The following is a 23,175-nucleotide window of genomic DNA, read 5'->3' on the forward strand; positions in this document are numbered from 1 at the left end:
TTGGCCCGAACCCAGTAGTGGTCCCCGTTCTTGCGCCGGTTCTTGACCAGTGCGCTCCAGGGCTCGCCGCTTTTGAGGGTGGCCCACATATCGGCAAAAGCAGCCGGGGGCATGTCCGGGTGGCGCACCAGATTGTGCGTCTGGCCGAGGATCTCTTGCGGCTCGAAGCCGCTGACCTCCATGAACGCCTGATTGGCATATTTGATGTAGCTCTCCGTGTCCGTGGTGGACATCAGAGTCGCGTGCTCATCAAAGCTGTACTCCCGCTGTGTCACTGGTGCATTGACTCTCATAGATGCCGCTTTTTGGTCATTAATCGAGAAAAACTGCACAGCTTGTGCCGCAGCCTGCACTGCGGCAACCACCTCTGTGTGTATCAATTATTTACATGTTTTTTGCGGCCCATCCATTCCTGAAAAAGCAGTTGTTGCTCGCCCGCGTCAACGTAGATACAGAGTCCTGAACTCTTCATGCAAACGCGCTTTTCTCCTACAAAGGCAGCCGCGCATCATCCTTGATCTCCTCCATCACCGCATAGGTTCTGGTCTCGCGCACGCCCGGAAGCTGCCACAGCACCCGGCCCGCGAAGTCACGGTAAGCCGCCATATCGGCCATGCGGGTCTTGAGCAGGTAGTCAAAGCCGCCCGCCACCATATGGCACTCCATGATGGCCGGGTAAGCCAGCACGGCGGCCTTGAATTCGTCAAACACATGGGGCGTGGTGCGGTCCAGCAGCACCTCGACAAACACCGTCATGCCCACGCCCAGCTTCTGCGGATTCAGCCGCGCTTCGTAGCCCAGGATGTAACCATCGCGCGTAAGCCGGGCCACACGGGCCTGCACGGCTGTGGGCGACAGCGCCACCTGCTCTGCCAGACGCAGATTGGAGATGCGTCCATCGGTTTGCAGAATTGCCAGTATTTTTCGATCAATCCTGTCGATATCCACTTCTGAAGCATCGATCATTGGTGAATTCCTCTTTTTAACTCACTCAATATAGTGATTCATTTTTCGACAAACCAGCAATGATTTTCCCTATGTAGACAGCTGCGCCCGGGCCGCATGCAATGCAGCTGTGAACATGGTGAAGGCCGCGCACCCGCTCGCGTCCAGGCTCTACGACACCTGCACAGACATGCCGACTTTCACTGCGCTGCCAGATTCCAGCCGCCCTGCCGATGAACTGCGTCAAGCCATCAGTTGCGCCACCCGCATGGCCGAGTCCGATGCCGTGGCCCGGCTGCTGCCTGCCGCCACGTTGCCGCCCGCCCAGGCTGCCCAGGTCGCTGCCCATGCGCAAAAGCTGGTCGAGCAACTGCGCGCCCAACCCGCCAGCGCTGGGCGCCAGGGGCTGGTGCAAGGTCTGCTGCAGGAGTTTTCGCTGTCCTCGCAGGAAGGCGTGGCACTGATGTGCCTGGCCGAAGCCTTGCTGCGCATCCCCGATGCGGCTACCCGTGATGCACTGATCCGCGACAAGCTGCGCGGCGGCGACTGGCAGGCTCATCTGGGCAAGAGCCCCTCGCTCTTTGTCAATGCAGCTGCCTGGGGACTGGTGGTCACCGGAAAGCTGGTCGATACGCATAGCGAGTCAGGCCTGCTCGCGGCGCTCAAACGCATCACAGCCAGGGGCGGCGAGCCGCTGGTGCGCAAGGGCGTGGACATGGCCATGCGCCTGATGGGCGAGCAGTTTGTGATGGGCGAGACCATTTCCCAGGCTCTGGAGCGCGCACGCGAGCTGCAGGCCAGAGGCTTTCGCTATTCCTACGACATGCTCGGCGAGGCCGCACTCACCGCAGAGGATGCGCAGCGCTACATGCAGTCCTATGTGAATGCGATTCATGCGATCGGCAAGGCCGCTGACGGCAAGGGCGTCTATGAACGGCCGGGCATTTCCATCAAGCTCAGCGCCCTGCACCCGCGCTACAGCCGCGCGCAATGGCAGCGCGTGATGAGCGAGCTGCTGCCACGCGTGCTGCAGCTGTGCGAGCTGGCACGCAGCTACGACATAGGACTCAATATCGACGCCGAAGAAGCCGACCGCCTGGAGCTGTCGCTGGACCTGCTGGAACAATTGGCCCACGCCCCTGGCCTGGCAGGCTGGAACGGCCTGGGCTTTGTGATTCAGGCCTATCAAAAACGTTGTCCCTATGTGATCGACTATCTGATCGACCTGGCCCGACGCAGCGGACGCCGCCTGATGGTGCGCCTGGTCAAGGGCGCTTACTGGGATAGCGAAATCAAGCGCGCCCAGATCGACGGTCTGAGCGACTATCCGGTCTACACCCGCAAGCACCACACCGATGTGGCCTATATTGCCTGCGCTCGCAAGCTGCTGGCCGCACCCAGCGCCATCTACCCGCAATTCGCCACCCATAACGCCCAGACCGTGGCCAGCATCGAATCCTTGGCAGGTGCCCAGCCCTACAGCGCTGGACGTTATGAGTTTCAATGCCTGCACGGTATGGGCGAGCAGCTCTACCTGCATGTGGTCGAGGCCGAGGACAAGGCCGCACGCCGCCCCTGCCGCATCTATGCTCCCGTGGGTACGCACGAGACACTGCTGGCCTATCTGGTTCGCCGCCTGCTGGAAAACGGCGCCAACAGCTCATTCGTGCACCGCATCGCCAACCCCGACTGGCCCATCTCTGATTTGATAGCTGCCCCTGCAGACCAAACGTGGGCTGAGGGGCAGCCGGATCCCCAAACCCGAGCCGAGGTGGAAACACTGCTTGCGGCCGATGACGTAGGCCTGCCCCACCCCCGCATAGTGCTGCCGCGCGAGCTGCTGGGCAAACAGCGCCGCAACTCCTCTGGTCTGGACCTGAGCGATGACGGTGTGTTGAGCGCTCTGTCTCAAACGCTTGCGCAAAGCCGGCCCGCACAACTTCGCCAGGGTGTCCATGCCGTGCATGCCGCCGATGCCATCGGCACAGCCATAACCAACCCGGCCAGCCATCAGGAGTTGCTGGGCTATGTCAGCGATGCCGGGCCCGCGCAGATTCAGCAGGCAATGCAGGCGGCCGCACAGGCTCAGCCCGCCTGGCAAGCCAGCCCCGCCGAGCTGCGCGCCAGTCTGCTGCAGACCGCCGCCGAGCTCTTTGAAACGCAGATGCAGCCGCTGATGAGCCTGCTGATGCGCGAAGCCGGCAAGACTGCGGCCAATGCCGTGTCCGAGGTGCGCGAGGCCGTGGACTTTCTGCGCTATTACGCGGCTCAGATTCGGCGGCAGGCCGATGCGGATCTGCTCGCCCCCGGCATAGGCCCTGTGGTCTGCATCAGCCCCTGGAATTTTCCACTGGCCATCTTCACCGGCCAGGTCGCAGCCGCCCTGGGCGCTGGCAATGTGGTGCTGGCCAAGCCCGCCGAGCAAACCCCGCTGATCGCCCTTGAAGCCGTGCGCCTGCTGCATCAGGCCGGCATTGCGCCAGACGTGCTGCAACTGCTGCCCGGCCGGGGCGAGACCGTGGGCGCCGCGCTGGTGGCCGATGCGCGCGTGGCAGGCGTGCTGTTCACCGGCTCCACCGAGGTGGCGCGACTGCTGGCTCTGCAGACCGCCGCCAGGCTGCGCCCCGACGGCCAGCCCGTGGTGCTGGTGGCCGAAACCGGCGGCCAGAACGCCATGCTGGTGGACTCGTCCGCCCTGGTCGAGCAAGCCGTGCAGGACATTGCTGCATCCGCCTTTGACAGCGCAGGCCAGCGCTGCTCGGCTCTGCGCCTGCTGTGCGTCCAAAACGACTGCGCCGACCGGCTGCTGGCCATGCTGCGCGGTGCCATGCAAGAGCTGCATTGCGGCAATCCGGTCGAGCTGGCTACCGATGTGGGACCCGTGATCGATGCCGATGCCAAGACTGCTATCGAGCGGCATATCGCCAGACTCAGGGCTCTGGGTCTGCGCATCCATCAATCGCCGCTGAACCCGGAAACTGCCGCGCAAGGGCATTTTGTAGCGCCCACGCTGATCGAGCTGCCCGATCTGCATCAGCTCAAGCACGAAGTCTTCGGCCCCGTGCTCCATGTGCTGCGCTATCAAAGGCGCGAGCTGCCGCAGTTGCTGGAGCGCATCAATGCCCTCGGCTACGGCCTGACCATGGGATTGCACACGCGCATCGACGAAACCGTGCAGCTAGTCGCCCAGGCGGCACATGTCGGCAATCTGTATGTGAATCGCAATATGGTGGGGGCCGTGGTCGGTGTTCAGCCCTTTGGCGGCGAGGGGCTGTCGGGCACCGGTCCCAAGGCCGGCGGCCCCCTGTATCTGCCACGCTTGCAGCAGACACCCGGCTCGCCCCTGCGTTTGCTCAGTCTGCTGCTGCATCAATCCGGACAGACACAGGCCAGTGCCGCACCCGTCACGGCAGCAGCGGCGACCGCCTTGCAGCAACTGGGTCACTGGGCCAGGCAGCATGGTGAAGCCATCGTCAGCCACGATTGCGAGCACCTGCAATCGGCCCTGCCCGATCTGCATGCCGCGCGTCTGTTGCCCGGCCCCACAGGCGAGCGCAATCTCTACCAGTTGCTTGGCAAGCCGCGCACACTGTGCCTGGCGCAGGAAAGAACCATGCTGCTGCTGCAACTGGCTGCCGCACTGGCCTGCGGCTCGCAAGCCCTGTGGGTACCCGGCCCGCTCGGCACCACAGTTCACGGCAAGCTGCCAGAGTCACTGCGCCTTCATGTGCGGCTGCTGCCTGCCGAGCTGAGCGTCGAGGAAATTGCGGAGACCGAGGCCATGGATGCAGCACTGCTGGAATGCGACGCCCCCCAATTTCTGCGCTGGGCGCAGGCCTTGGCAAGGCGCCCAGGCCCGTTGATACTGCCCACACGCTGTGTGACAGGCCAACCCGTCCGGCTGGAGCGGCTCTGGCATGAACGCGCTCTATCGCACAACACGGCGGCAGCGGGCGGCAATGCGGCATTGATGACGCTGGAATAGGCAACCCCCCCCTGAGGCGCTTTGCACCTTCCCCCTCTCTGCTTCGCGGGGGTCCGCCAAGGCCCTTGCTTGCTGTCCACTGCTTAGGCCATGCCTGTTTGGCGCTATGCGCCCGATGCTCACCACGCCCGTCAGAACCGCTACCAACCGCAGGTTTGCCATTGAGACCAGGCGCACAGCCGCAGACAGTGCCCAGTACGGCAAGGCGAAGCAACGATATATCAAGGGTGGTATTAGCGGGTCCAAAAAAGAGAGCACCCAGCGCAAGCAGTACCTGCGCTGGGTGCTCTTTGAGAGTAAATGAGATTTACAGCTTGGCGATGGACACCTCTGTGGACTTGACCAGAGCTACAACCTCCGAGCCCACCGCCAAGCCCAGATCATTGACCGAGCGCGTGGTGATCACCGAAGTGACGATGCCCCAGGGCGTTTCCACATCCACTTCCGAGACCACGTCACCGCGGATGATTTCCTTGACCTTGCCCTTGAACTGATTGCGTACGTTGATGGCTTGAATGGACATACAAAATTCTCCTGAGAAGTCATGAAGGTTCTGAAAAACAGTGTTTGCTGCACTGCATGAAAACAATTCTGAAACCTTCTTCAAAAAACTCAAAAGAATAAAAACAAAAATTTTTATATCAAAAACATCTTATAAAAATAAGCGACCGTAGCGTGGCACAAGCCTGCGTGGCCATGCATCGCGCGGATTACAAGGATGCCCAAGCTGCGCAAAAAGTTGGAGGCATTGAGCACCACCTGTGCCAGCCCCTGCTGCACAGTCGCCCCATGCAGTGCAATACCAGGGGCTTGAAGCTCTTTCGGGAGGTTCGAGTTGAAATTCAGCCTTCGGCAGATTGCAGTGCCGCACGCACCACCCCGGGGGTCAGCGTAGGCACAAAGCTCTCGATGAAGGCATAGGCATAACCACGCAGCCAGGCATCGCGGCGCAGAGCCAGGCGCGTGAGATTGACCTCGAACAGATGACGGGCATCGATAGCGCGCAGATGGCGATCGCGCTCGGCATCGAAAGCGATGGAGGCAATGATGCCCACGCCCATGCCCAGCTCCGCATAGGTCTTGATCACATCGGCATCCATGGCGGTGAGCACCACATCGGGCACCAGCCCGGTCGCCGCAAACGCCTTGTCGATATGGGCACGCCCCGTGTAACCCTGCTCGTAGGTGATGATGGGGTGGCGCGCCAGCGCTTGCAGCGTCAGTGCTCCGTCCGTATCGAGCAGTTCATGGCCGGGCGGCACGACCACGCTGTGCGACCAGCGGTAGCAAGGCAGGGTCACCAGGTTCTCATAACTGCCCAGCGCCTCGGTGGCCACACCGATATCGGCCTCGCCCGATAGCAGCATCTCGGCCACCTGGCGTGGCGAGCCCTGATGCAGATGCAGCGAAACCTGGGGGTAGAGCCTGCGGAAATCACGCACCACCTGGGGCAAGGCATAGCGTGCTTGGGAATGCGTAGCAGCAATCGACAGGCCGCCTCGTTCGCTGGCGTGGAAGTCCTCTCCTGCGCGACGCAGATTGTCGGCTTCCAGCAGCATGCGCTCGACAATAGGCAGCAAGGCCGTGCCGGGCGGCGTCAGCCCCGTCAGACGCTTGCCGGCGCGCACAAAGATATCGATGCCCAACTCCTCCTCGAGCTCGCGAATCTGCCGGCTCACACCGGGCTGCGAGGTGTGGAGCATGGCCGCCACCTCCGTCAGATTGAAGCCACGCCTTGCCGTTTCCCGGACCGAACGCAGTTGCTGAAAATTCATATCTTGATGGCAGGCGGCACAGCTTGTGGCTGCGCCAGCCGCCTGTTTCTCTTTGTTTTCGTTGGATGCTCAAATCGCCCAGCGCAGACCCGTAGCCGGCACGCCAGGCCAGCTCGGCAATCCGGTTGCCTGTTCTGACTCGGGCTTTTGCAGCACGCGATCCAGAATGCGCGTCTCCAGCGCGGCAAAGCGGGCATCTCCATGCACACGAGGACGCGGCAAATCGATGCGCTCGTCGAGCGCAATGCGCCCGTCCTCGATCAGCACCACGCGATCGGCCAGGGCCACGGCCTCCTGTACATCGTGCGTGACCAGCAAGGCCGTGAAGCCATGGCTGCGCCACAGACCTTCGATGAGGCGGTGCATCTCGATGCGCGTCAGCGCATCGAGAGCGCCCAGCGGTTCATCGAGCAGCAGCAGTCGCGGCTGGTGAACCAGGGCACGGGCCAGGGCTACGCGCTGGCGCTGGCCGCCAGACAGCCGCGCCGGCCATTCGTTTTCGCGGTCAGCCAGTCCTACCTGCGCCAGCACCTTGCGGCCGCGCTCGCGTGCCGAATCGGGCAACCCCAGAATCACGTTGTCCAGCACCCGCTTCCAGGGCAGCAGACGCGCGTCCTGAAACATGATGCGCGTATCCCTGTTCTGCCGGCGCTGCTCGCGCGCATCGCCCGCATCGATCAGTAGCTGCCCGGCACTGGCCTCTTCCAGCCCGGCCACAAGGCGCAGCAAGGTGGACTTGCCGCAGCCGCTGCGCCCAACGATGGCGATGAACTCGCCCGGCCGGACATCGAGCTGCACCTGTTTGAGCACTTCACGCTCGCCATAGCGCTTGGTCAGCTGCAGCGTCTGCAGATGCACACCCTGGGCCGCTTTCTGCTGCACATCCGGCTGCTTGCTGCTGCCCTGCTGCTCTTCTTCCGCATCCTTGGTCCGCTGCCACAGCTTTCCACTCGCCTGCAAGGCCTCGGCCTCGTCCCAGGAAGCCTCCCAGGCCACCAGCGGCTGACGCGCATTCAGCGCACCTGCACCCACCAGCGACTGCGTCAAACGACTCCACAAACTACTCATCGCAAGCTCCTCTCATTCTTTCCACCAAGCCCCAAAAAGCGCACTACCCAGGCCAGAGACATCCAGCAAGAGCCGTCTCGCAGCGAGGATGTCGTCCCCCTCCCGAAGAGAGAGGGGGAAGCCGCGCAGCGGCTAAGGGGGAGTCACCCCTGATACCCCGGATGCCAGCGCAGCCACCAGCGCTCCAGCGAACGAGCAAACACATCGGCCAACTTGCCCAGAATTGCGTAGAGCAAGATGCCCACCAGCACCACATCGGTCTGCAGAAATTCACGCGCATTCATGGTCAGGTAGCCGATGCCCGCTTGTGCCGAGATGGTCTCGGCCACGATCAGAATCACCCACATCAGCCCCAGCGAAAAACGCAAGCCCACGAGGATGGAAGACAGCGCTCCCGGCAAGACGATGTCGCGATACAGCTGCCAGCGCGTGAGGCCGTAGCTGCGGCCCATCTCGATCAGACCCGGGTCCACGTTGCGAATGCCGTGAAAGGTGTTCAGATAAATGGGAAAGAACACCGAGACGCTGATCAGAAACAGCTTGGCCGATTCGTCGATGCCGAACCACAGAATGACCAGCGGAATCAGCGCCAGCGCAGGGATGTTGCGCACCATCTGGATCGTGGAATCGAGCAGCGTCTCGGCCCAGCGCAGCGAGCCTGTGAGCAGACCTAGCAGCAGGCCCAGGCTGCCGCCAATGGCCAGCCCCGCCAGCGCACGCCCGGCACTGACCTTGACATGGGTCCATAACTCGCCCGACTCTGCCAGAGCCCAGGCTGCACGCAACACATCCAGCGGTGCGGGCAGCACCCGCGTGGACAACCAGCCATAGGCCGATGCGGCCTGCCAGGCAGTGATCAGCGCGACCGGCAACAGCCAGGGCAGCAGGCGCAAAGCGAACTGACGCGCCAGCAACTCAAGGCGCGGCACCGGCGGGCTTGCAGGCTGGGCAGCGGATTGCAAGGTCAGCGTTTGAACATCACTCATACACTCTCCTTCAGCTTTGCGACACTCGGACCTGCTCGCGCTCTGGAGCGGCGGCTCCCGAAGCGGCGGCTCCCGAAGCAGCGGCTCGCGGCGAGTACAGATTGGCCACGGTCTCGCCGAATGGGCCGCCGGGGTTCCCACCGCCGAGCTTTTCCTGCACGTTGACGGGCAGCAGCGGGAAGACCAGTTCGGCAAAGCGATAGGCTTCCTCGAGATGCGGGTAGCCCGAGAGCACAAAAGTGTCTATGCCCAGATCGGCATATTCCTTGATACGGTCGGCCACAGCCTGGGCGCTGCCCACCAGGGCCGTGCCCGCACCGCCACGCACCAGGCCCACGCCAGCCCACAGATTGGGGCTGATCTCCAGGTCCTTGCGGCTGCGCTTGGTACCGCCCGCGTGCAGCTGGGCCATGCGGCGCTGGCCTTCGGAGTCCATACGCGCAAACGCAGCCTGGGCCTGCACCACGGTCTCGTCCTTGAGGCGGCTGATCAATCGCTCGGCGTCGGCCCATGCCTCTTCATCGGTCTCGCGCACGATCACATGCAGGCGGATGCCGAACTTGACCTGGCGGCCACGGCGATCGGCCTTCTGGCGCACATCGGCAATCTTTTTGGCGACTTCGGCCGGTGGCTCGCCCCAGGTCAGATAGGCATCGACCTGCTCTGCCGCCAGTTCGTGGGCGGCAGGCGAAGAACCGCCGAAATAGACGGGTGGATAGGGTTTTTGCAGCGGCGGGAACAGCAGCTTGGCACCCTTGACCTGCAGATGTCGACCTTCGAAATCCAGCGACTTTCCCTCATGGCTGCGTGCCAGAATCTCGCGCCAGATCTCGATGAACTCGGCCGATTGTTCATAGCGCGTCGCATGATCGAGAAACACGCCATCGCCCTCCAGCTCGGCCTGATCGCCGCCGGTGACCAGATTGATCAGCAGCCGCCCGCCGGAAAGCCGGTCGAAGCTGGCTGCCATGCGAGCAGCCAGGCTGGGCTGATGCAGGCCGGGACGCACGGCCACCAGGAACTTGAGACGCTTGGTGACGGGCAGCAGGCTGGACGCCACTACCCAGGGATCTTCGCAGGAGCGGCCCGTGGGAATCAGCACGCCTTCGTAGCCGAGGCTGTCGGCCGCCACGGCCACCTGCTTGACATAGTCATGGCTCAGCTGGCGTGCGCCTTCGCTGCTGCCCAGGTAGCGGGCATCACCATGGGTGGGAATGAACCAGAACACTTGCATGACGAAATCTCCTTGAACCTGACTTAGAACCTGGATGCCACGGGGGGCGTAATGGATGAAGCAGCAGGGCCAGCCTGGCCATTGCCGGCGTATTCCGCCGCTGCGGGCTGCCAGACGATGTCGACCACCTTCACCTGGCGTGGAATCACGCCCAGACGAAAAAAGGTATCGGCCACGCGCTGCTGCTCGAGCACGATGGCGGGATTGAGCAGCGTGGTCGGCGAGCTGGGTCTGCGGCCGATAAAGCGGCTGACCACATTCGCATCCAGACCGCTGAAAGCGGCCAGCAGTTGCACGGCCTCCTTGCGCGAGGTCTGCACCAGCTGATCGGCGCGCGTGAGCTCGTCGAACAAGGCCTTGATGAGCTGGGGATGGTGCTCGACCAGGCCGCGCGAGGCCAGATAGAAAGAGTTGTTGCCCGACAGCCCTTCACCGCTGGTCAGCACGCGCGGCCGGATGCTCAGCTCGGTGGCCGCATAGAACGGGTCCCAGATGGCCCAGGCATCTACGCTGCCGCGTTCGAAAGCGGCACGCGCATCGGCCGGTGCCAGATACACGGGCTGAATGTCGGCCCAGGCGATACCTGCCTTGTCCAGCGCACGCACCAACAGGTAATGGGCGCTTGAGCCTTTTTGCAGTGCCACGCGCCGGCCTTTGAGGTCGGCCAGGGTTTTCAGCGGCGAATCGGCGAGCACCAGAATGGCCGAGCTTTCAGGCTTGGGCGGCTCGGCCCCTACATAGCGCAGATCCTTGCCCGCAGCCTGGGCAAACACGGGCGGCGAATCGCCGGTCAGGCCAAAGTCCAGGCTTCCGGCCGACAGAGCCTCCAGCAACTGCGGCCCGGCTGGAAACTCCAGCCAGCTGATCCTGGTGCCTGGAAAGCGCTTTTCCAGAACGCCATGCTGCTTGAGCACGACCAGATTGACGGCCGACTTCTGATAGCCGATGCGCAACTGGGCCGGAGCCGCAATAGCCGGCACAGGCTGGGCCAGTGCATCGTTGGCGTAATGCGCGGCCAGGGTCCAGCTGAAAGCCGTGGTGCCCAGCAGTTGCAGAGCCTGGCGACGGCCGCGATGGAAACGGGGTGAAGAGGATGCTGAACTCATGGTAATGACCTTTTCATGAATCAGCGGCTGGCCAGCAAGTCCACGGGCGCGGCATGCAGCAAATTGAGCTTCTTGGGGATCAGCTTGAGATCGAAGAAGGTGTCGGCAATCTTTTGCTGCTCACCCAGGATTTCGGCATTCACGGCCTTGGTGCCGAACTCGGCACGGCTCAGGTACAGCTCGGTCACCGCGGTGTCCAGGCCCAGGATCTGAGACAGCTCTGCCGCTGCTGCGCTCTTGTTCTTGCTGGCCCAGGCATCGATGACGGCAATTTCCTCGATCGCGATGCGCAGCACATCGGCATTGCGGCTCGCATAGTCACGCGAGGTGAAGTAGTAGGCACGGTTGTTGACCACGCCCCTGGCATCGGCCAGCAGGCGTGCATCCAGGGCCTTCTGGGCCGAGGCCAGGAACGGATCCCAGATCACCCAGGCATCGACCGAGCCTTTCTCGAACGCGGCACGCGCGTCGGGAGGCGCCAGAAAGACCGACTGCACATCGCCGTACTTGAGGCCATGCTTTTCCAGCAGCTTGACCAGGAAGTAATGAACATTGGAGCCCTTGTTGTAGGCAACGCGCTTGCCCTTGAGGTCGGCCACGCTGCGAATCGCCGAGCCCTTGGGCACGATCACGGCCTCCAGACCGGGGCGCGCTACCGTGGCACCCGCATAGACCAGGGGCGCACCGGCGGCCTGGGCGAAGATGGGCGGGGCCTCACCCACATCGCCAAAGTCAATCGAGCCGACATTGAGCGCCTCCAGCTGCACAGGGCCGGCATTGAATTCAACCCAGCGCACGGCCACGCCCAGCGGGGTCAGGCGCTTTTCCAGCGTGCCGCGATTCTTGAGAATCGACAGCCAGCCTTTTTGATGGCCCACGCGCAGCACACGCTGCCCGCTTGCCGTGCCATTGCCCTGCTGCGCATGCAGTCCGCCCGAGGCCAGCGCCAGCGCCAGCGCCGAGGCTGCCGTACCCGCCAGCCACTGACGACGTGTGGTGTTCAGCAGTTGCGACGAAATGACGACGGAAGTGTTGTTGCGATCGGTCATGAAAAATCAATCCTTGGAGCTTGCCGTCCACACACTTCAGGCGCACCTTCGGCCTGATTTCAGGCGCGACTCGGCCTTCGCAGTGCGGGGACTGCTATCAAAAACAGAGACATGGAGAAATGGGAGCCATCCCTCAATGAGACGGCAAGCAAAGGCCGCCCCGGAGCGATGCTGCCGTCCCCTAAGGGAAAGCCGCGTAGCGGCTCAGGGGGGCGTTGGTTCAAACGCTACATCGCACATCGGAGAACGCGATGCTTTCAAAGTCATTGGCTGCGGCCCATTGGGCACTGCGGCGCAGATCGGTGGCCAGCAACCGGGCTGCATCCTCGACGCGCTCGGCGATCTCTGGGGCCAGGCCATAACCGCCTTCAGGCAGCAGGGGCACACCCTGGTCGGTGGCATAAATGCCCGGCAGGATGTGGCGCGCGCCAAGCGACTGCAGCACGGGGCGCAGCGCATAGTCCAGCGCCAGCATATGGTGGGGGCTGCCGCCCGTGGCCAGGGGCAGGACCAGTTTGCCCTTGAGCGCGGTCTGAGGCAGCACATCGAGAAAGACCTTGAGCAGGCCGCTATAGGCGGCCTTATAGACGGGGGTGGCCACCACCACCGCGTCGGCCCGGGCCACGCGCTCGGTCACGGCACGAATCTCGGCATGATCGAAGCGGGCATGCAACAGGGCTGCGGGGTCCAGCTGGTTGAGCTGCAGCACGGGCTCGGTGTTCAGACCCTGGGCCTGCAGACGGGCGGCCACGGCATTGAGCAGGGCACTGGAGCGCGAGGGCTGCGAGGGACTACCGGCAATCAGCAAAATCGACATGGCTTGGCTCTATCTTTTTGTCATTGCAAAGACAGGAGCACTCATCGTGCTCCCGTCCTGCGTTTCTCTTATTTCTTGGTGTAGATCTGATCGAAGCTGCCGCCATCGGCGAAGTGAGCCTTGTCTGCCGCTGCCCAGCCGCCAAAGGCCTTGTCGATGGTGAACAGCTCCAGCTTGGGGAACTGGCCGGCAAACTCGGCTGCCACCTTGGCATCGGTCGGGCGGTAGAAGTTCTTGCCGGCAATGCGCTGGGCCTCCTCGGAGTACAGATACTTCAGATAGGCCTCGGCCACGGTACGCGTACCCTTTTTATCGACCACCTTGTCGACCACGGCCACCGAAGGCTCGGCCAGGATGGACAGCGAAGGCGCGACGATCTGGAACTTCTCGGGGCCGAACTCCTTGAGTGCCAGATAGGCCTCGTTCTCCCAGGCCAGCAGCACATCGCCCAGGCCGCGCTGCACAAAGGTCACGGTGGAGCCGCGCGCGCCGGTGTCCAGCACGGGCACGTTCTTGTAGAGCTTGGTGATGAAATCCTTGGCCTGCGCATCGCTGCCGTACTTGCGCTTGGCAAATTCCCAAGCTGCCAGATAGTTCCAGCGTGCACCGCCCGAGGTCTTGGGGTTTGGCGTGATCACCTGAATGCCGGGCTTGACCAGATCGTCCCAATCCTTGATGCCCTTGGGATTGCCCTTCTTGACCAGGAACACGATGGTGGAGCTGTAGGGCGCGCTGTTGTGCGGCAGGCGCTTTTGCCAGTCGGCCTTGACATTGCCGTTCTTGACCAGAGCGTCGATATCGCCTGCAAGGGCCAGCGTGGCCACGTCGGCCTCAATGCCGTCGATGATGGAGCGCGCCTGCTTGCCCGAGCCGCCATGCGACTGCTTGATGGTCACATCCTGGTTCTGCGTCGCCTTCCAGTGCTTGGCAAACGCCTGGTTGTAGTTCACATACAGCTCACGAGTGGGGTCATAGGAAACGTTGAGCAGCTGCACGCCGGTTTGAGCAAAAGCGGGCAATGTGGGCAGAGCCGAGAGGGTCAAGCCAGCAATCAGACCGGCAGCCAGAGGAAACTTGATAAAGTTGCGACGATTTTTCATTGGACTGTGTTCTTGGAGTGAATGGTTAACGGGCTTCTGCCCCGTTGCTGCGCATTCTTGAGCCGCATTCTTAAAACTCAAACTACTAAGATTTCAGTTTGTTATTACCTAAACATCTGAAATCAACCAAGAGGACCCTACACATGGCACGTACCGTTCACTGCATCAAGCTTGGTCAAGACGCTGAAGGCCTGGATTTCCCCCCTGCCCCTGGCGAACTGGGCAAGCGTATCTATGAAAGCGTGAGCAAGCAGGCCTGGGCCGACTGGCTCAAGCACCAGACCATGCTGATCAATGAAAACCGTCTGAACCTGGCCGACGCCCGCGCGCGCCAGTATCTGGCTCGCCAGATGGAAAACCATTTCTTTGGCGGCGGTGCCGATGCCGCAGCCGGCTATGTGCCTCCCAGCGCCGAGTAAGTTCTTCTGACTCGGACACCAAGCCCCGTGGCCCTGCCCCGGGGCTTTTTCATGTGTGAAATCGCAGCCGTAGCGGCGAAGTCCCACGGACGCTCAGCATGTGGCAGGTCACCGAGGACGGCCTGCCGATCGTGGCAGGAACGGCGTCGGACATCCTCTCCTTATGCCCGGCTCCATCCGTTAATTCCTCCCGGCGACCCAGCCCACAAGAGATACTTGAAAATCCGCATCCTGCGACAATTCGCCTCGCGTGCGGCCCGTTCCATTTCAATGCCACGGCCCCGACCGTCGCCCCCGAGCAGCTGATCGGCTCCCGCGCTGACACATCCACCGCCCATGGTTCTCGATCCCTTCACCCTGCTCGTCCTCTCCGCGGCCATGGCCGCCGCCTCGGCGCTGTACCTGGCTGCAGAATGGAGCAGCGTGCGCGAACGCTCGCTGCTGCTCTGGAGCGCGGGGTTTGCGATCATCGCCGTGGGCAGCGTGCTGGCCCTGCTGCGTTCCAGTGGCTATGTGCTGTTCGGCATCTGGTTCCCGAACGGCTTGCTGATCGCAGCCCACTGGCTGTTCCTGGCTGGCGTTGCCGGATTCACACGCACTAGGCTGCCGCGCACCTGGTGGCTGCTGGCCGTCGTTTGGCTGGCGATGCTGTTTCTGCCCGACGGGCCCTGGTGGTCCAAAACGATGCTGGGCATCCAGTCGCTGATGATTGCCGTCATCACCTTGCGCGCCGGCCTGCTGCTGCGCCCGCATGGCGCTGCACTGAGTGTGGGTGCGGCGCAGCTGCGCTTCGTCCTGCTGGCACACGGCCTGTTCTACCTGGCCAAGGCCGGTTCGGCCGTGGCACCGGACGCTTTCGTCAACCTGGCCAGTTTCCGAGGCGCGGTGATTCTGGTCTCGCTGGTGGAAGGCGTAATGGCGATCATGCTGCTCGCGATGTCCATGACCGGCACCGAGCGCCATCGCCGCGAAGAGCGCATCGCACAGATCGCCGCCCGCGATCCACTGACCGCCCTGGACAACCGCCGAGCGCTCTATCTGCGCGCACCCGAGCTGCTGCGGCAGGCCTCGCCGGCCAGCCCCGGCGCCCTGCTGCTGATCGACATTGACCACTTCAAGCAGGTCAACGACCTGCACGGTCACGATGCCGGCGACCGCCTGCTGGTGACCCTGAGCGACCTCATCCGAGGCTTGCTGCCCCACGGCGCACAGGCCGCGCGACTGGGCGGGGACGAGTTCGTGATTCTGCTGCGCAGTGTCTCCGGTGCCGTCGCACAGGAGCTGGGACAGAACCTGCGCGAGTCGTTCGCGCAGCAGGCGCGCGCCATGTTCGCAACGCCCGAGCCAGTGTCCCTGAGCATCGGTGCGACCTTGTTCGACCAGCCCGAGACCGAGCTGTCACATTGGCTCAAGCGGGCCGACGAAGCCCTCTACGCATCGAAGCGCAAGGGACGGGACCGGATGGAACTCGCCCCGCCTCCGTCAGGGCGGTCGCAATGATGATCCTCTAGCCTCGACAGGATCCAGTGTGGAGGCCCGGATGTACTTCACCTTCGGCGGCTCCCTGGCCCCATTGTCGTTACCGTGATGCTCCCGAAGCGGATGCACCTCAGAGCCTTAGGCATGTCTGCTTCTGGCAGGTTGCGGCTGTCGCTATTCGATCCGTTGCTGTCCTTCGATCCTTAGTAGGCAAAGAATCCTATGCAGGGTTTGCCACTGATCGTAGCCGCATTGCGACCTATCGTTCACAGCCTATAACGGCCACCCGAGCATTGACGGCGGCGACTGCCCGATGACAGGTTTCTGGTGAGCAGTGGTCAGTGGCCTTCAGTTGCAAGCCGATAGGCTGACGGAAGTCCCCTCTCACGACTCATGACCAGATGCTGCCGCCCCATTACGGTCGTTTGCCCCCGCTGGCAACGACTGCTTTGCAATCAAGGGCTTGGCTCGGGCAAATCCATCGTTGACGAAACTTGATCTCCAGACAGCAGCCGTGCGGCTGCCACTCAGCCCAGCGCAAACTTCACGATGTAGTTGCACTTCCATGCATTTCACTGCTCGCGCTGACCAGAGTCTTGCGGAACTCTTCGACCAAGGGCCTCAGATTGATCTTGTGCCAGGCGGCCCATAGCGGTGTGCGGTAGGTCAGCCACGACAGCTCCCGCAGCATGACACCCTCGGGCGTTTGGTGTCGCAGGCTCTGCTGGATCGTCGTCACCCCCAGCCCTGCGGCGACGAGGCCAAGGGCGGCGAGTGGCTCTGTCGCCTCCATCGAGATCGTGGGGGTGAAGCCGGCTTTCGCACAGGCGGCGATCAGGGTATCGTGCCGCAGTGCACTCTCCTTGTGCTTCACGCCAATCCATCGTTGCTGCGCAAGATCGGCCGGCTCGATGTCTTGCTTTTCTGCGAGCGGATGTCCTTTGGGAACAGCCAGAAGCATCGGATCGTTGAGCACTTGCGCCGCTTCAAGGTCGGGATCATCCGGCTGGGGTGGTTCGCAGACCAGAGCGATGTCCAGGCTGCGCTGACGAAGCCCTTCCAGTTGCGCATCCGACTGCTGGTTGTACAGCGCGATATGCACCGCTGGGCGGCCTTGCCCTAGCTCGCGCAACGCATTGGGCAACACGCCGGAGTGCATAGCGTACTCCAGATAGCCGATACAGAGCCCGCCCTCGTCGCCCCGGCCGAGTCTGCGCCCCAGCGACTCGAGCCGGTTGGCGTGCGTGAGCAAGGCACGAGTCTCGGCAAGAAACGTGCGGCCATCGCGCGTCAACCGGATGCGTTGCTGCGACCGCTCGAACAGCACCAGCCCCAGCTTGTCTTCGAGCTGTGCAATCTGCCGGCTCAGTGGTGATTGTGAGATATGCAGGCGCTCGGCAGCGCGCCCGACGTGTTCTTCCTCGGCTACGGCGACGAAGTATTGGAGTTGACGGATATCCAGCAATTAAGACCTCAATGGACTCAAGTTGTGCAAATTATGTCTTGGACAGACTCAACTCGCAATTCTAAACTGCCTTCACTTTCAACACTTTTGATGCATGGAGTGACTATGAGTCTCAAAGACAAACTGGCTGGCAACGTTCTCGGTTTCGGCACGGCCCCCCTGGGAAATATGTTTCGCAACATCCCTGAAGCAGAAGCCCAGGCCACTGTGGACGCGGCCTGGGATCATGGCGTGCGCTACTTCGACTCCGCGCCTTTCTATGGTGCCGGCCTGTCGGAAATCCGCCTCGGCGATGCGCTGTCGCGCCACAAGCGCGACGAGTACGTGCTGAGCACCAAGGTGGGCCGCGTGATCCTGGATGAACTGGAAGACGCCAGCGCCCGCGACCTGGGCGAGAAAGGCGGTCTTTTCGAATATGGCCGGGCCAACAAGATCGTCAATGACTACTCGGCCGATGCCACGCTGCGCTCGATCGAAGACAGCCTCAAGCGTCTGAAGACCGACCGCCTCGACATCGTGTGGGTGCATGACATCGCTCAGGATTTCTATGGCGACGAATGGCTGTCCTACTTCGAAACCGCTCGCAAGGGGGCATTCCGCACGCTGACCCGCCTGCGTGAAGAAGGGGTCATCAAGGCCTGGGGCCTTGGCGTCAACAAGGTCGAGCCCATCGAGCTGACGCTGGATCTGGCCGAAGCCCAGGCCGACGGCTTTTTGCTGGCGGGCCGCTACTCCCTGCTCGACCACGAGCGCGCTTTGCAGCGCCTGATGCCCAGGGCGATCGAGCGCAATGCCGAGATCGTGGTCGGCGGCCCCTACAGCTCGGGCATCCTGGCCGGTGGTGCGCACTTTGAATACCAGAAGGCCCCACCCGAGATCATCGCCAAGGTCGAAAAGATGAAGAGCACGGCACAACGCCATGGAGTGAGCATCAAGGCTGCGGCTTTGCAATTCGCCCTGGCCAACCCCGCCGTCGCTGCAGTGATCCCGGGCGCCAGCCGCCCCGAGCGCATTGCAGAAGACACCGCAGCGCTCAAGGAAGTCATCCCCGCCGACTTCTGGCGCGATCTGCGCGAACAGAACCTGGTGGCTGCGAATGCGCCGCTGCCTGTTGACAACGTTTGAACCTTTGAGATTGAACAAGAGGAAACCGAAATGGCACAAGCATCTGCAACCATTACCCTGGCAGCAACGCCTGACCAAGTCTGGCAACTGATCGGCGGCTTCGATTCTCTGCCCGACTGGCTGCCGTATATCCCCAAGAGCGTTTCGAGCGAAGGCGGACGCGTGCGCAGCCTCCTCAATCCCGACGGCGATGCCATCGTCGAGCGCCTGATGGCCTTCGACCACACCGCACGCAGCTACACGTACGCGATCCTCCAGGCTCCGTTCCCGGTGACCAACTACCTCTCCACCTTGCGCGTGGTCGGGGTCGACGGTGGCAAGTCTGCCCGAATCGACTGGTCCGGTGAGTTCACGCCCAATGGTGTCAGCGACAAAGAGGCCTCCAAGCTGTTCGAAGGCATTTACCGAGACGGTTTGACTGCCCTGGCGGCAACCATGAAAAGCGGTGTCTAACTGCCCACCGGTCTGAACTTGCATCGGCCAAGGTCGTTGCAACTTTCCTGCAGCCCGTCGTCCGTTGGTCGACGGGCTTTTTTGCAGACTGCTACGGCAGATTTTCTGCTTCTTGAGGTCGCAGGCTACGATGGAGGCAAGCACTAAACTCAATGTGACTGATTGCCAACGCAGTCAGAAGCAAACATCCAAGCAAATGAGGTAACCGGTTGCTTTTGGCCGAGACTGTGTGAAAACTCGCTCAAGTAGGAAATTCAAGGTCTTTTCACCAATACCTTTGGCAAGAAATGCGCATACAGAGTGATCTGAGAGTTCGCAACACGTGGGCGGACTACCAGATGGGTCGTAGTGTTTCATTACGAGCACGCCTGACGGCTCAAGGTCACTGTGGCCGCGCATTGCGTGCTATGACCGATCCATTACCGGGGGTCGACCAAATGGCGGAGTTAAAAGGCTGCGCACAGGCAATCGACAAAGGCGGCCACTTTGGTGCTAACCAGCAGGTGCGAGACGTGAAGCACCCACAGCTTGATCGAGCGATTGACCATGTGCTGCAAGCCTTGGTAAATCGACACCAACGAGAGCTTCATCGGTGAGTGTCATCCATGAGTGGCTGTGAATTAGAGCGCTCGCTACACATCACAGCTGACTGTTTGAATGCAGAAACCACAGAGGTTCGTCAGTGGGTACTGAGCTTCTTAATGCAGTTACTCCCGCAGCAATTTGCCGTCGCGGGCCACGATCCGGCCGTTGGCGATGACCAGTGAGCAGACGGGGCGAGCGGCTACGACGTGGGCGGGAGTTTGAGCAGGCACCAGCACCAGATCGGCTCGGCGTCCGGGTGTAAGGCCATAGTCGGCAAAGCCACAGACCTCGGCGCCTGTGTAGGTGACGCAATGCAGAGCCTGTTCCACTTCGTCGTCGCGGCGCAAGTTGTAGCGCATGCCGATGAACATGGCGCGTTCCAGCATGTCAGGGCGGCCAGGTATCTCGGATACCGTCGTTGCCGCCGCAACTCATCAAACGATCTTCGCGCTGTCACCAACGGTTCAGGCGTTGTATCCTGGATCGGCAGTCAAGGACGCAGGGAGATACCGCTGGCAACCACCTTGAGCTCAGCACTTTCCTTATCCATGCTTGCGGCAAATGCGGGGGCATCTTCATAGGTATCGGTGGTGAAGAACTGTTTTTCCATCACCTGGCGCAGCTCTGGATCGCGCATGGATTTTTGCGCAGCCTCCCTCAGCGCGTTGACTACGGGCTCTGGTGTGTCCTTGGGAACGGCCAGCCCGCGCCAGGTTCCCAGCACCAGATCCATGTTCCGCTCACGCATTGTGGGCGTGTTCCCCAGTCCTTTGATCCGCTTTTCAGACATGACCCCCAGTGCCTTGAGTTTGCCCGCATTCACATAGGGAATGACCTCGGGGGCGCTCGCGATCACGGCATCGATGTGTCCCCCCAGCAGCGCCAGCAGCGCCGGCGATCCGCCCTGATACGGAATGTAGTTGAACCTAGCCTTACCCTTCTCGGCCAGCGCGGCAGAGGCCATGTGCCACATCGAGCCCTGACCGGCGTTGCCGATCTGCACATTGGAATCGGGTTTGCGCGCCAGTGCCAGGAAGTCTTCGATGCTGGAATATGGCGCATCGCTGCGCACCACGATCACGGCGGGATCCGCATTCAGCTTGGCAATGGGCCGCAGCGCATGCTGGTCGAATTTGGCCAGGCCCAGATAGTGCAGAAAGGTCACTTCCACCGTGGTCAGCGCCAGCTTGTAGCCGTCCGGCTTGGCGCGGATGACATCCTGCCAGCCGATCACGCCGGCCGCACCGGGCTTGTTGACGACGACGATGCCCTGGGGCATCACCTTGGCTGCGGCCTTGGAGAAGGCCCTGGCCATTACATCGGCGCCGCCACCGGCCTGGTAAGGAACGACCAGCTCTATAGGGTGCTGCGGATAGCTTCCCTGCTGGGCAAATGCTGGCGCGACGGCCAGCGACAGCATGCCGATGCCGGCAAGCAACTGCTTACAGCGGGTTGGCGCCATGATCTTTGCAAAGGATTGATTCACGAGTGTCTCCGGTTATGTGTTTTAAGGTTGTTCTTCAAGAGGAAAGCAAAATGGATGCGTCCACATCCCTGATATCCGTTCTTCCGCAAAAAGCCATCGTCAGATCAAGCTCCTTGTGGATGATCTCCAACGTCCGTGCCACGCCCTGCTCGCCCATGGCACCCAGGCCGTAGAGCATGGCCCGCCCGATGTAGACGCCCTTGGCACCCAGGGCAATGGCCTTGAGCACGTCCTGGCCCGAGCGCACGCCGCCGTCCATGTGGACCTCGATGTGCTGACCCACCGCCTCAGCAATCGCCGGCAGTGCGCGAATAGAAGAAGGTGCGCCGTCCAGTTGCCGCCCGCCATGGTTGGAGACGATGAGCGCGTCGGCGCCGCTGGCCACAGCCAGGCGCGCATCTTCGACGTCCTGTATGCCCTTGAGGATCAGCTTTCCTTTCCACAGTTGGCGGATCCAGGCAATATCCCTCCAGCTCAGCGCTGGGTCGTACTGTTGCGAGCTCCATTCGGCCATTGAGGTCATGTTGTCCACGCCGTCGACGTGGCCGATGATGTTGCCGAAACTGTGCCTCCGGGTGCCCAGCATGCCCAGACACCAGCGTGGTTTGCTGGCCATGTTCAGCAGATTCAGAAGGCTGAGCTTGGGAGGGGCGGACAGCCCGTTCTTCAGGTCCTTATGGCGCTGGCCGCTGATCTGCAAGTCCAGTGTCACCACCAGGGCCGAGCACTGCGCGGCCTCGGCTCTCTGTATCAGCCGCTGCACGAACTTGCGGTCGCGCATCACATAGAGCTGGAACCAGAAGGGATGCCCGCCGGTACCCTCGGCCACATCCTCGATGGAGCAGATGCTGACCGTGGAGAGCGTGAACGGCACGCCGAATGCCTTGGCGGCCCGTGCTGCAAGGATCTCTCCGTCTGCATGTTGCATGCCGGTCAAGCCCGTGGGCGCAATCGCTACCGGCATCGCCACGTCCTGGCCCGCCATGGTCGAGCGCACCGAGCGCCTCGACAGATCAAGCGCCACGCGCTGGCGCAGCAAGATACTCTGGAAGTCAGCGGCATTGGCACGGTAGGTACTCTCGGTCCAGGACCCCACGTCCACATAGTCGTAGAACATGCGCGGCACGCGCCTATGCGCCAGCACGCGCAGGTCCTCGACACAGGTAATGGTTTGCTTCATGCACCCTCTCCCTCGCTACGGCCCTGACGCCCAGCCTGCCCCATTTCATACAGGCGGATGATGGAGGCCGAATCGGCCATCGCGGCACCGCCCTCGACATAGCGTGCGAAGAGCCGCGCCGCCTGCTGCACCATGGGCAGATCGCAATCGGCCTCGTGGGCAAAGGCCTGCACCGCATCCATGTCCTTGGATAGCTGGCGCGCATAGCCAATGGGTGGATCAAAGCGGCGCTCATGGATGCGCGGATAGACCTTCTGCAGCAGCACGCTGTCCGCAAACCCGCCTTGCAGGCAGGCAGGCAGCTGCGCCGCGTCTATGCCCGAGGCCTCGGCCAGCAAGGCGGCCTCGCTCATGAGCACAAAGCCCGCGCCGACGATGGCCTGGTTGATGATCTTCGCCGTCTGGCCGGCACCTGCCGGTCCCATCAGCGTCACCTGGCTGCCCAGCGCTTGCAGCACCGGGCGGGCCCGCTCGAAATCCTCCGCGCTCCCGCCCACCATGATAGTGAGCTGGCCCTCGCGCGCAGCCTGCGGGCCGCCGGATACCGGGGCATCCATCCAGTGCATGCCGGTATGCTGCAGCGCATGGGCCGCCAACTCCCGTGTGGTGCGGGGCGAGATGGTCGAAAAATCGATGACCAGCTTGCCAGTTCCTGCGCCAGCCTGGGCAATGCCCTGCGCCCCCCGGGTGCAGGAGTCGACGGCCGCATCATCAAGCACGCACATCAGCACTACATCGCACTGCCGGGCCACCTGGGCCGGCGATGCCAGGGGGATGGCGCCCGCAGCCGCCACCGAGGCCAGCCGCTCGGGCTCGCGGTTCCAGACAAAGACCGGATAGCCGAGATCGAGCAGGCGCAGCGTCATGGCCTCGCCCATCAGCCCTATGCCGATAAAGCCAATATTAGGCAAACTCATG

The 23,175-nt window shown here is 62.4% G+C and carries 21 protein-coding genes and 1 pseudogene; 5 read left to right on the forward strand and 17 right to left on the reverse strand.

Annotation, left to right across the window (positions count from 1 at the left end; all coding sequences use genetic code 11):
- Both JAO85_RS21860 and JAO85_RS21865 read right to left on the reverse strand, forming a co-directional pair.
- The coding region (locus JAO85_RS21860; RefSeq protein ID WP_202789015.1) for a PAS domain-containing protein at positions 1–293 on the reverse strand (293 nt) is incomplete at its 3' end.
- A gap of 196 nt (positions 294–489) precedes the next feature.
- Positions 490–966 carry an Lrp/AsnC ligand binding domain-containing protein gene (locus JAO85_RS21865; protein ID WP_034356242.1) on the reverse strand — a complete coding sequence of 159 codons (477 nt, stop codon included), beginning with the start codon at positions 964–966 and terminating at the stop codon, positions 490–492.
- Positions 967–1,081: 115 nt separating this feature from the next.
- Here JAO85_RS21865 and putA point away from each other — a divergent pair, with 115 nt between their 5' ends.
- A complete protein-coding gene (gene putA, locus JAO85_RS21870; protein ID WP_202789016.1) occupies positions 1,082–4,930 on the forward strand; it encodes a trifunctional transcriptional regulator/proline dehydrogenase/L-glutamate gamma-semialdehyde dehydrogenase in 3,849 nt (1,282 codons plus the stop codon).
- Between the two features lie 307 nt (positions 4,931–5,237).
- Here putA and JAO85_RS21875 read toward each other — a convergent pair whose 3' ends face one another.
- The 9 genes from JAO85_RS21875 to JAO85_RS21915 all read right to left on the reverse strand — a co-directional run bounded on the left by JAO85_RS21875 (position 5,238) and on the right by JAO85_RS21915 (position 14,065).
- Positions 5,238–5,453 carry a molybdopterin-binding protein gene (locus JAO85_RS21875; RefSeq protein WP_003053517.1) on the reverse strand — a complete coding sequence of 72 codons (216 nt, stop codon included), beginning with the start codon at positions 5,451–5,453 and terminating at the stop codon, positions 5,238–5,240.
- A gap of 319 nt (positions 5,454–5,772) precedes the next feature.
- The gene (locus JAO85_RS21880; RefSeq protein ID WP_012839005.1) at positions 5,773–6,705 is read right to left on the reverse strand and encodes a CysB family HTH-type transcriptional regulator; all 933 of its coding nucleotides are present in this window, start codon (positions 6,703–6,705) and stop codon (positions 5,773–5,775) included.
- A gap of 69 nt (positions 6,706–6,774) precedes the next feature.
- On the reverse strand, positions 6,775–7,773 hold the full coding sequence (locus JAO85_RS21885; RefSeq protein WP_039051089.1) for an ATP-binding cassette domain-containing protein: 999 nt from the start codon (positions 7,771–7,773) through the stop codon (positions 6,775–6,777).
- A gap of 143 nt (positions 7,774–7,916) precedes the next feature.
- Positions 7,917–8,759: an aliphatic sulfonate ABC transporter permease SsuC gene (gene ssuC / locus JAO85_RS21890; RefSeq protein WP_202789017.1), complete on the reverse strand. Its 843-nt coding sequence runs from the start codon at positions 8,757–8,759 to the stop codon at positions 7,917–7,919.
- A gap of 10 nt (positions 8,760–8,769) precedes the next feature.
- Positions 8,770–9,993: an FMNH2-dependent alkanesulfonate monooxygenase gene (gene ssuD / locus JAO85_RS21895; RefSeq protein WP_202789018.1), complete on the reverse strand. Its 1,224-nt coding sequence runs from the start codon at positions 9,991–9,993 to the stop codon at positions 8,770–8,772.
- A 23-nt stretch (positions 9,994–10,016) separates the two neighbouring features.
- Entirely contained in the window at positions 10,017–11,099 is a 1,083-nt protein-coding gene (locus tag JAO85_RS21900; protein WP_202789019.1) for a sulfonate ABC transporter substrate-binding protein, read from the reverse strand.
- Between the two features lie 20 nt (positions 11,100–11,119).
- Entirely contained in the window at positions 11,120–12,148 is a 1,029-nt protein-coding gene (locus JAO85_RS21905; RefSeq protein ID WP_202789020.1) for a sulfonate ABC transporter substrate-binding protein, read from the reverse strand.
- A 220-nt stretch (positions 12,149–12,368) separates the two neighbouring features.
- Positions 12,369–12,965 carry an NADPH-dependent FMN reductase gene (gene ssuE / locus JAO85_RS21910; RefSeq protein ID WP_039051086.1) on the reverse strand — a complete coding sequence of 199 codons (597 nt, stop codon included), beginning with the start codon at positions 12,963–12,965 and terminating at the stop codon, positions 12,369–12,371.
- Positions 12,966–13,033: 68 nt separating this feature from the next.
- Positions 13,034–14,065: a sulfate ABC transporter substrate-binding protein gene (locus JAO85_RS21915; RefSeq protein WP_202789021.1), complete on the reverse strand. Its 1,032-nt coding sequence runs from the start codon at positions 14,063–14,065 to the stop codon at positions 13,034–13,036.
- A 143-nt stretch (positions 14,066–14,208) separates the two neighbouring features.
- On the opposite strand from JAO85_RS21915, the gene JAO85_RS21920 reads away from it, so the two are divergent.
- Both JAO85_RS21920 and JAO85_RS21925 read left to right on the forward strand, forming a co-directional pair.
- Entirely contained in the window at positions 14,209–14,484 is a 276-nt protein-coding gene (locus tag JAO85_RS21920) for an oxidative damage protection protein (RefSeq protein WP_003053502.1), read from the forward strand.
- Between the two features lie 336 nt (positions 14,485–14,820).
- A complete protein-coding gene (locus JAO85_RS21925) occupies positions 14,821–15,984 on the forward strand; it encodes a GGDEF domain-containing protein (protein WP_202789022.1) in 1,164 nt (387 codons plus the stop codon).
- Between the two features lie 523 nt (positions 15,985–16,507).
- On the opposite strand, the gene JAO85_RS21930 is transcribed toward JAO85_RS21925, so the two are convergent.
- Positions 16,508–17,428, reverse strand: coding sequence for a LysR family transcriptional regulator (locus JAO85_RS21930; protein WP_012839013.1), 921 nt, complete (start codon positions 17,426–17,428; stop codon positions 16,508–16,510).
- A 105-nt stretch (positions 17,429–17,533) separates the two neighbouring features.
- Between JAO85_RS21930 and JAO85_RS21935 the strand changes: the two genes are divergently transcribed.
- Together JAO85_RS21935 and JAO85_RS21940 are read left to right on the forward strand one after the other, a co-directional pair.
- A complete protein-coding gene (locus JAO85_RS21935; RefSeq protein ID WP_012839014.1) occupies positions 17,534–18,553 on the forward strand; it encodes an aldo/keto reductase in 1,020 nt (339 codons plus the stop codon).
- Positions 18,554–18,583: 30 nt separating this feature from the next.
- Positions 18,584–19,006: an SRPBCC family protein gene (locus JAO85_RS21940; RefSeq protein WP_202789023.1), complete on the forward strand. Its 423-nt coding sequence runs from the start codon at positions 18,584–18,586 to the stop codon at positions 19,004–19,006.
- 446 nt (positions 19,007–19,452) lie between these two features.
- Here the strand turns inward: JAO85_RS21940 and JAO85_RS21945 are convergent, their stop codons facing one another.
- From JAO85_RS21945 to JAO85_RS21965, 5 genes and pseudogenes are all read right to left on the reverse strand, one after another.
- Positions 19,453–19,596 carry a hypothetical protein gene (locus tag JAO85_RS21945; protein ID WP_202789024.1) on the reverse strand — a complete coding sequence of 48 codons (144 nt, stop codon included), beginning with the start codon at positions 19,594–19,596 and terminating at the stop codon, positions 19,453–19,455.
- Positions 19,597–19,713: 117 nt separating this feature from the next.
- Positions 19,714–20,020 (reverse strand): annotated as a pseudogene (locus JAO85_RS21950) (amidohydrolase family protein); the annotation flags it as partial.
- Between the two features lie 61 nt (positions 20,021–20,081).
- Positions 20,082–21,077 carry a tripartite tricarboxylate transporter substrate binding protein gene (locus tag JAO85_RS21955; RefSeq protein WP_012839017.1) on the reverse strand — a complete coding sequence of 332 codons (996 nt, stop codon included), beginning with the start codon at positions 21,075–21,077 and terminating at the stop codon, positions 20,082–20,084.
- A gap of 34 nt (positions 21,078–21,111) precedes the next feature.
- The gene (locus JAO85_RS21960) at positions 21,112–22,257 is read right to left on the reverse strand and encodes an alpha-hydroxy acid oxidase (RefSeq protein ID WP_012839018.1); all 1,146 of its coding nucleotides are present in this window, start codon (positions 22,255–22,257) and stop codon (positions 21,112–21,114) included.
- Complete coding sequence (locus JAO85_RS21965) at positions 22,254–23,174, reverse strand: NAD(P)-dependent oxidoreductase (RefSeq protein WP_012839019.1); 921 nt, start codon at positions 23,172–23,174, stop codon at positions 22,254–22,256. The genes JAO85_RS21960 and JAO85_RS21965 overlap by 4 nt, the downstream gene beginning before the upstream one ends.
- Position 23,175: the final 1 nt, after the last annotated feature.

Origin of the sequence: Comamonas sp. NyZ500 (genome assembly GCF_016772095.1) — a bacterium.
Lineage (GTDB): Bacteria > Pseudomonadota > Gammaproteobacteria > Burkholderiales > Burkholderiaceae_C > Comamonas > Comamonas thiooxydans.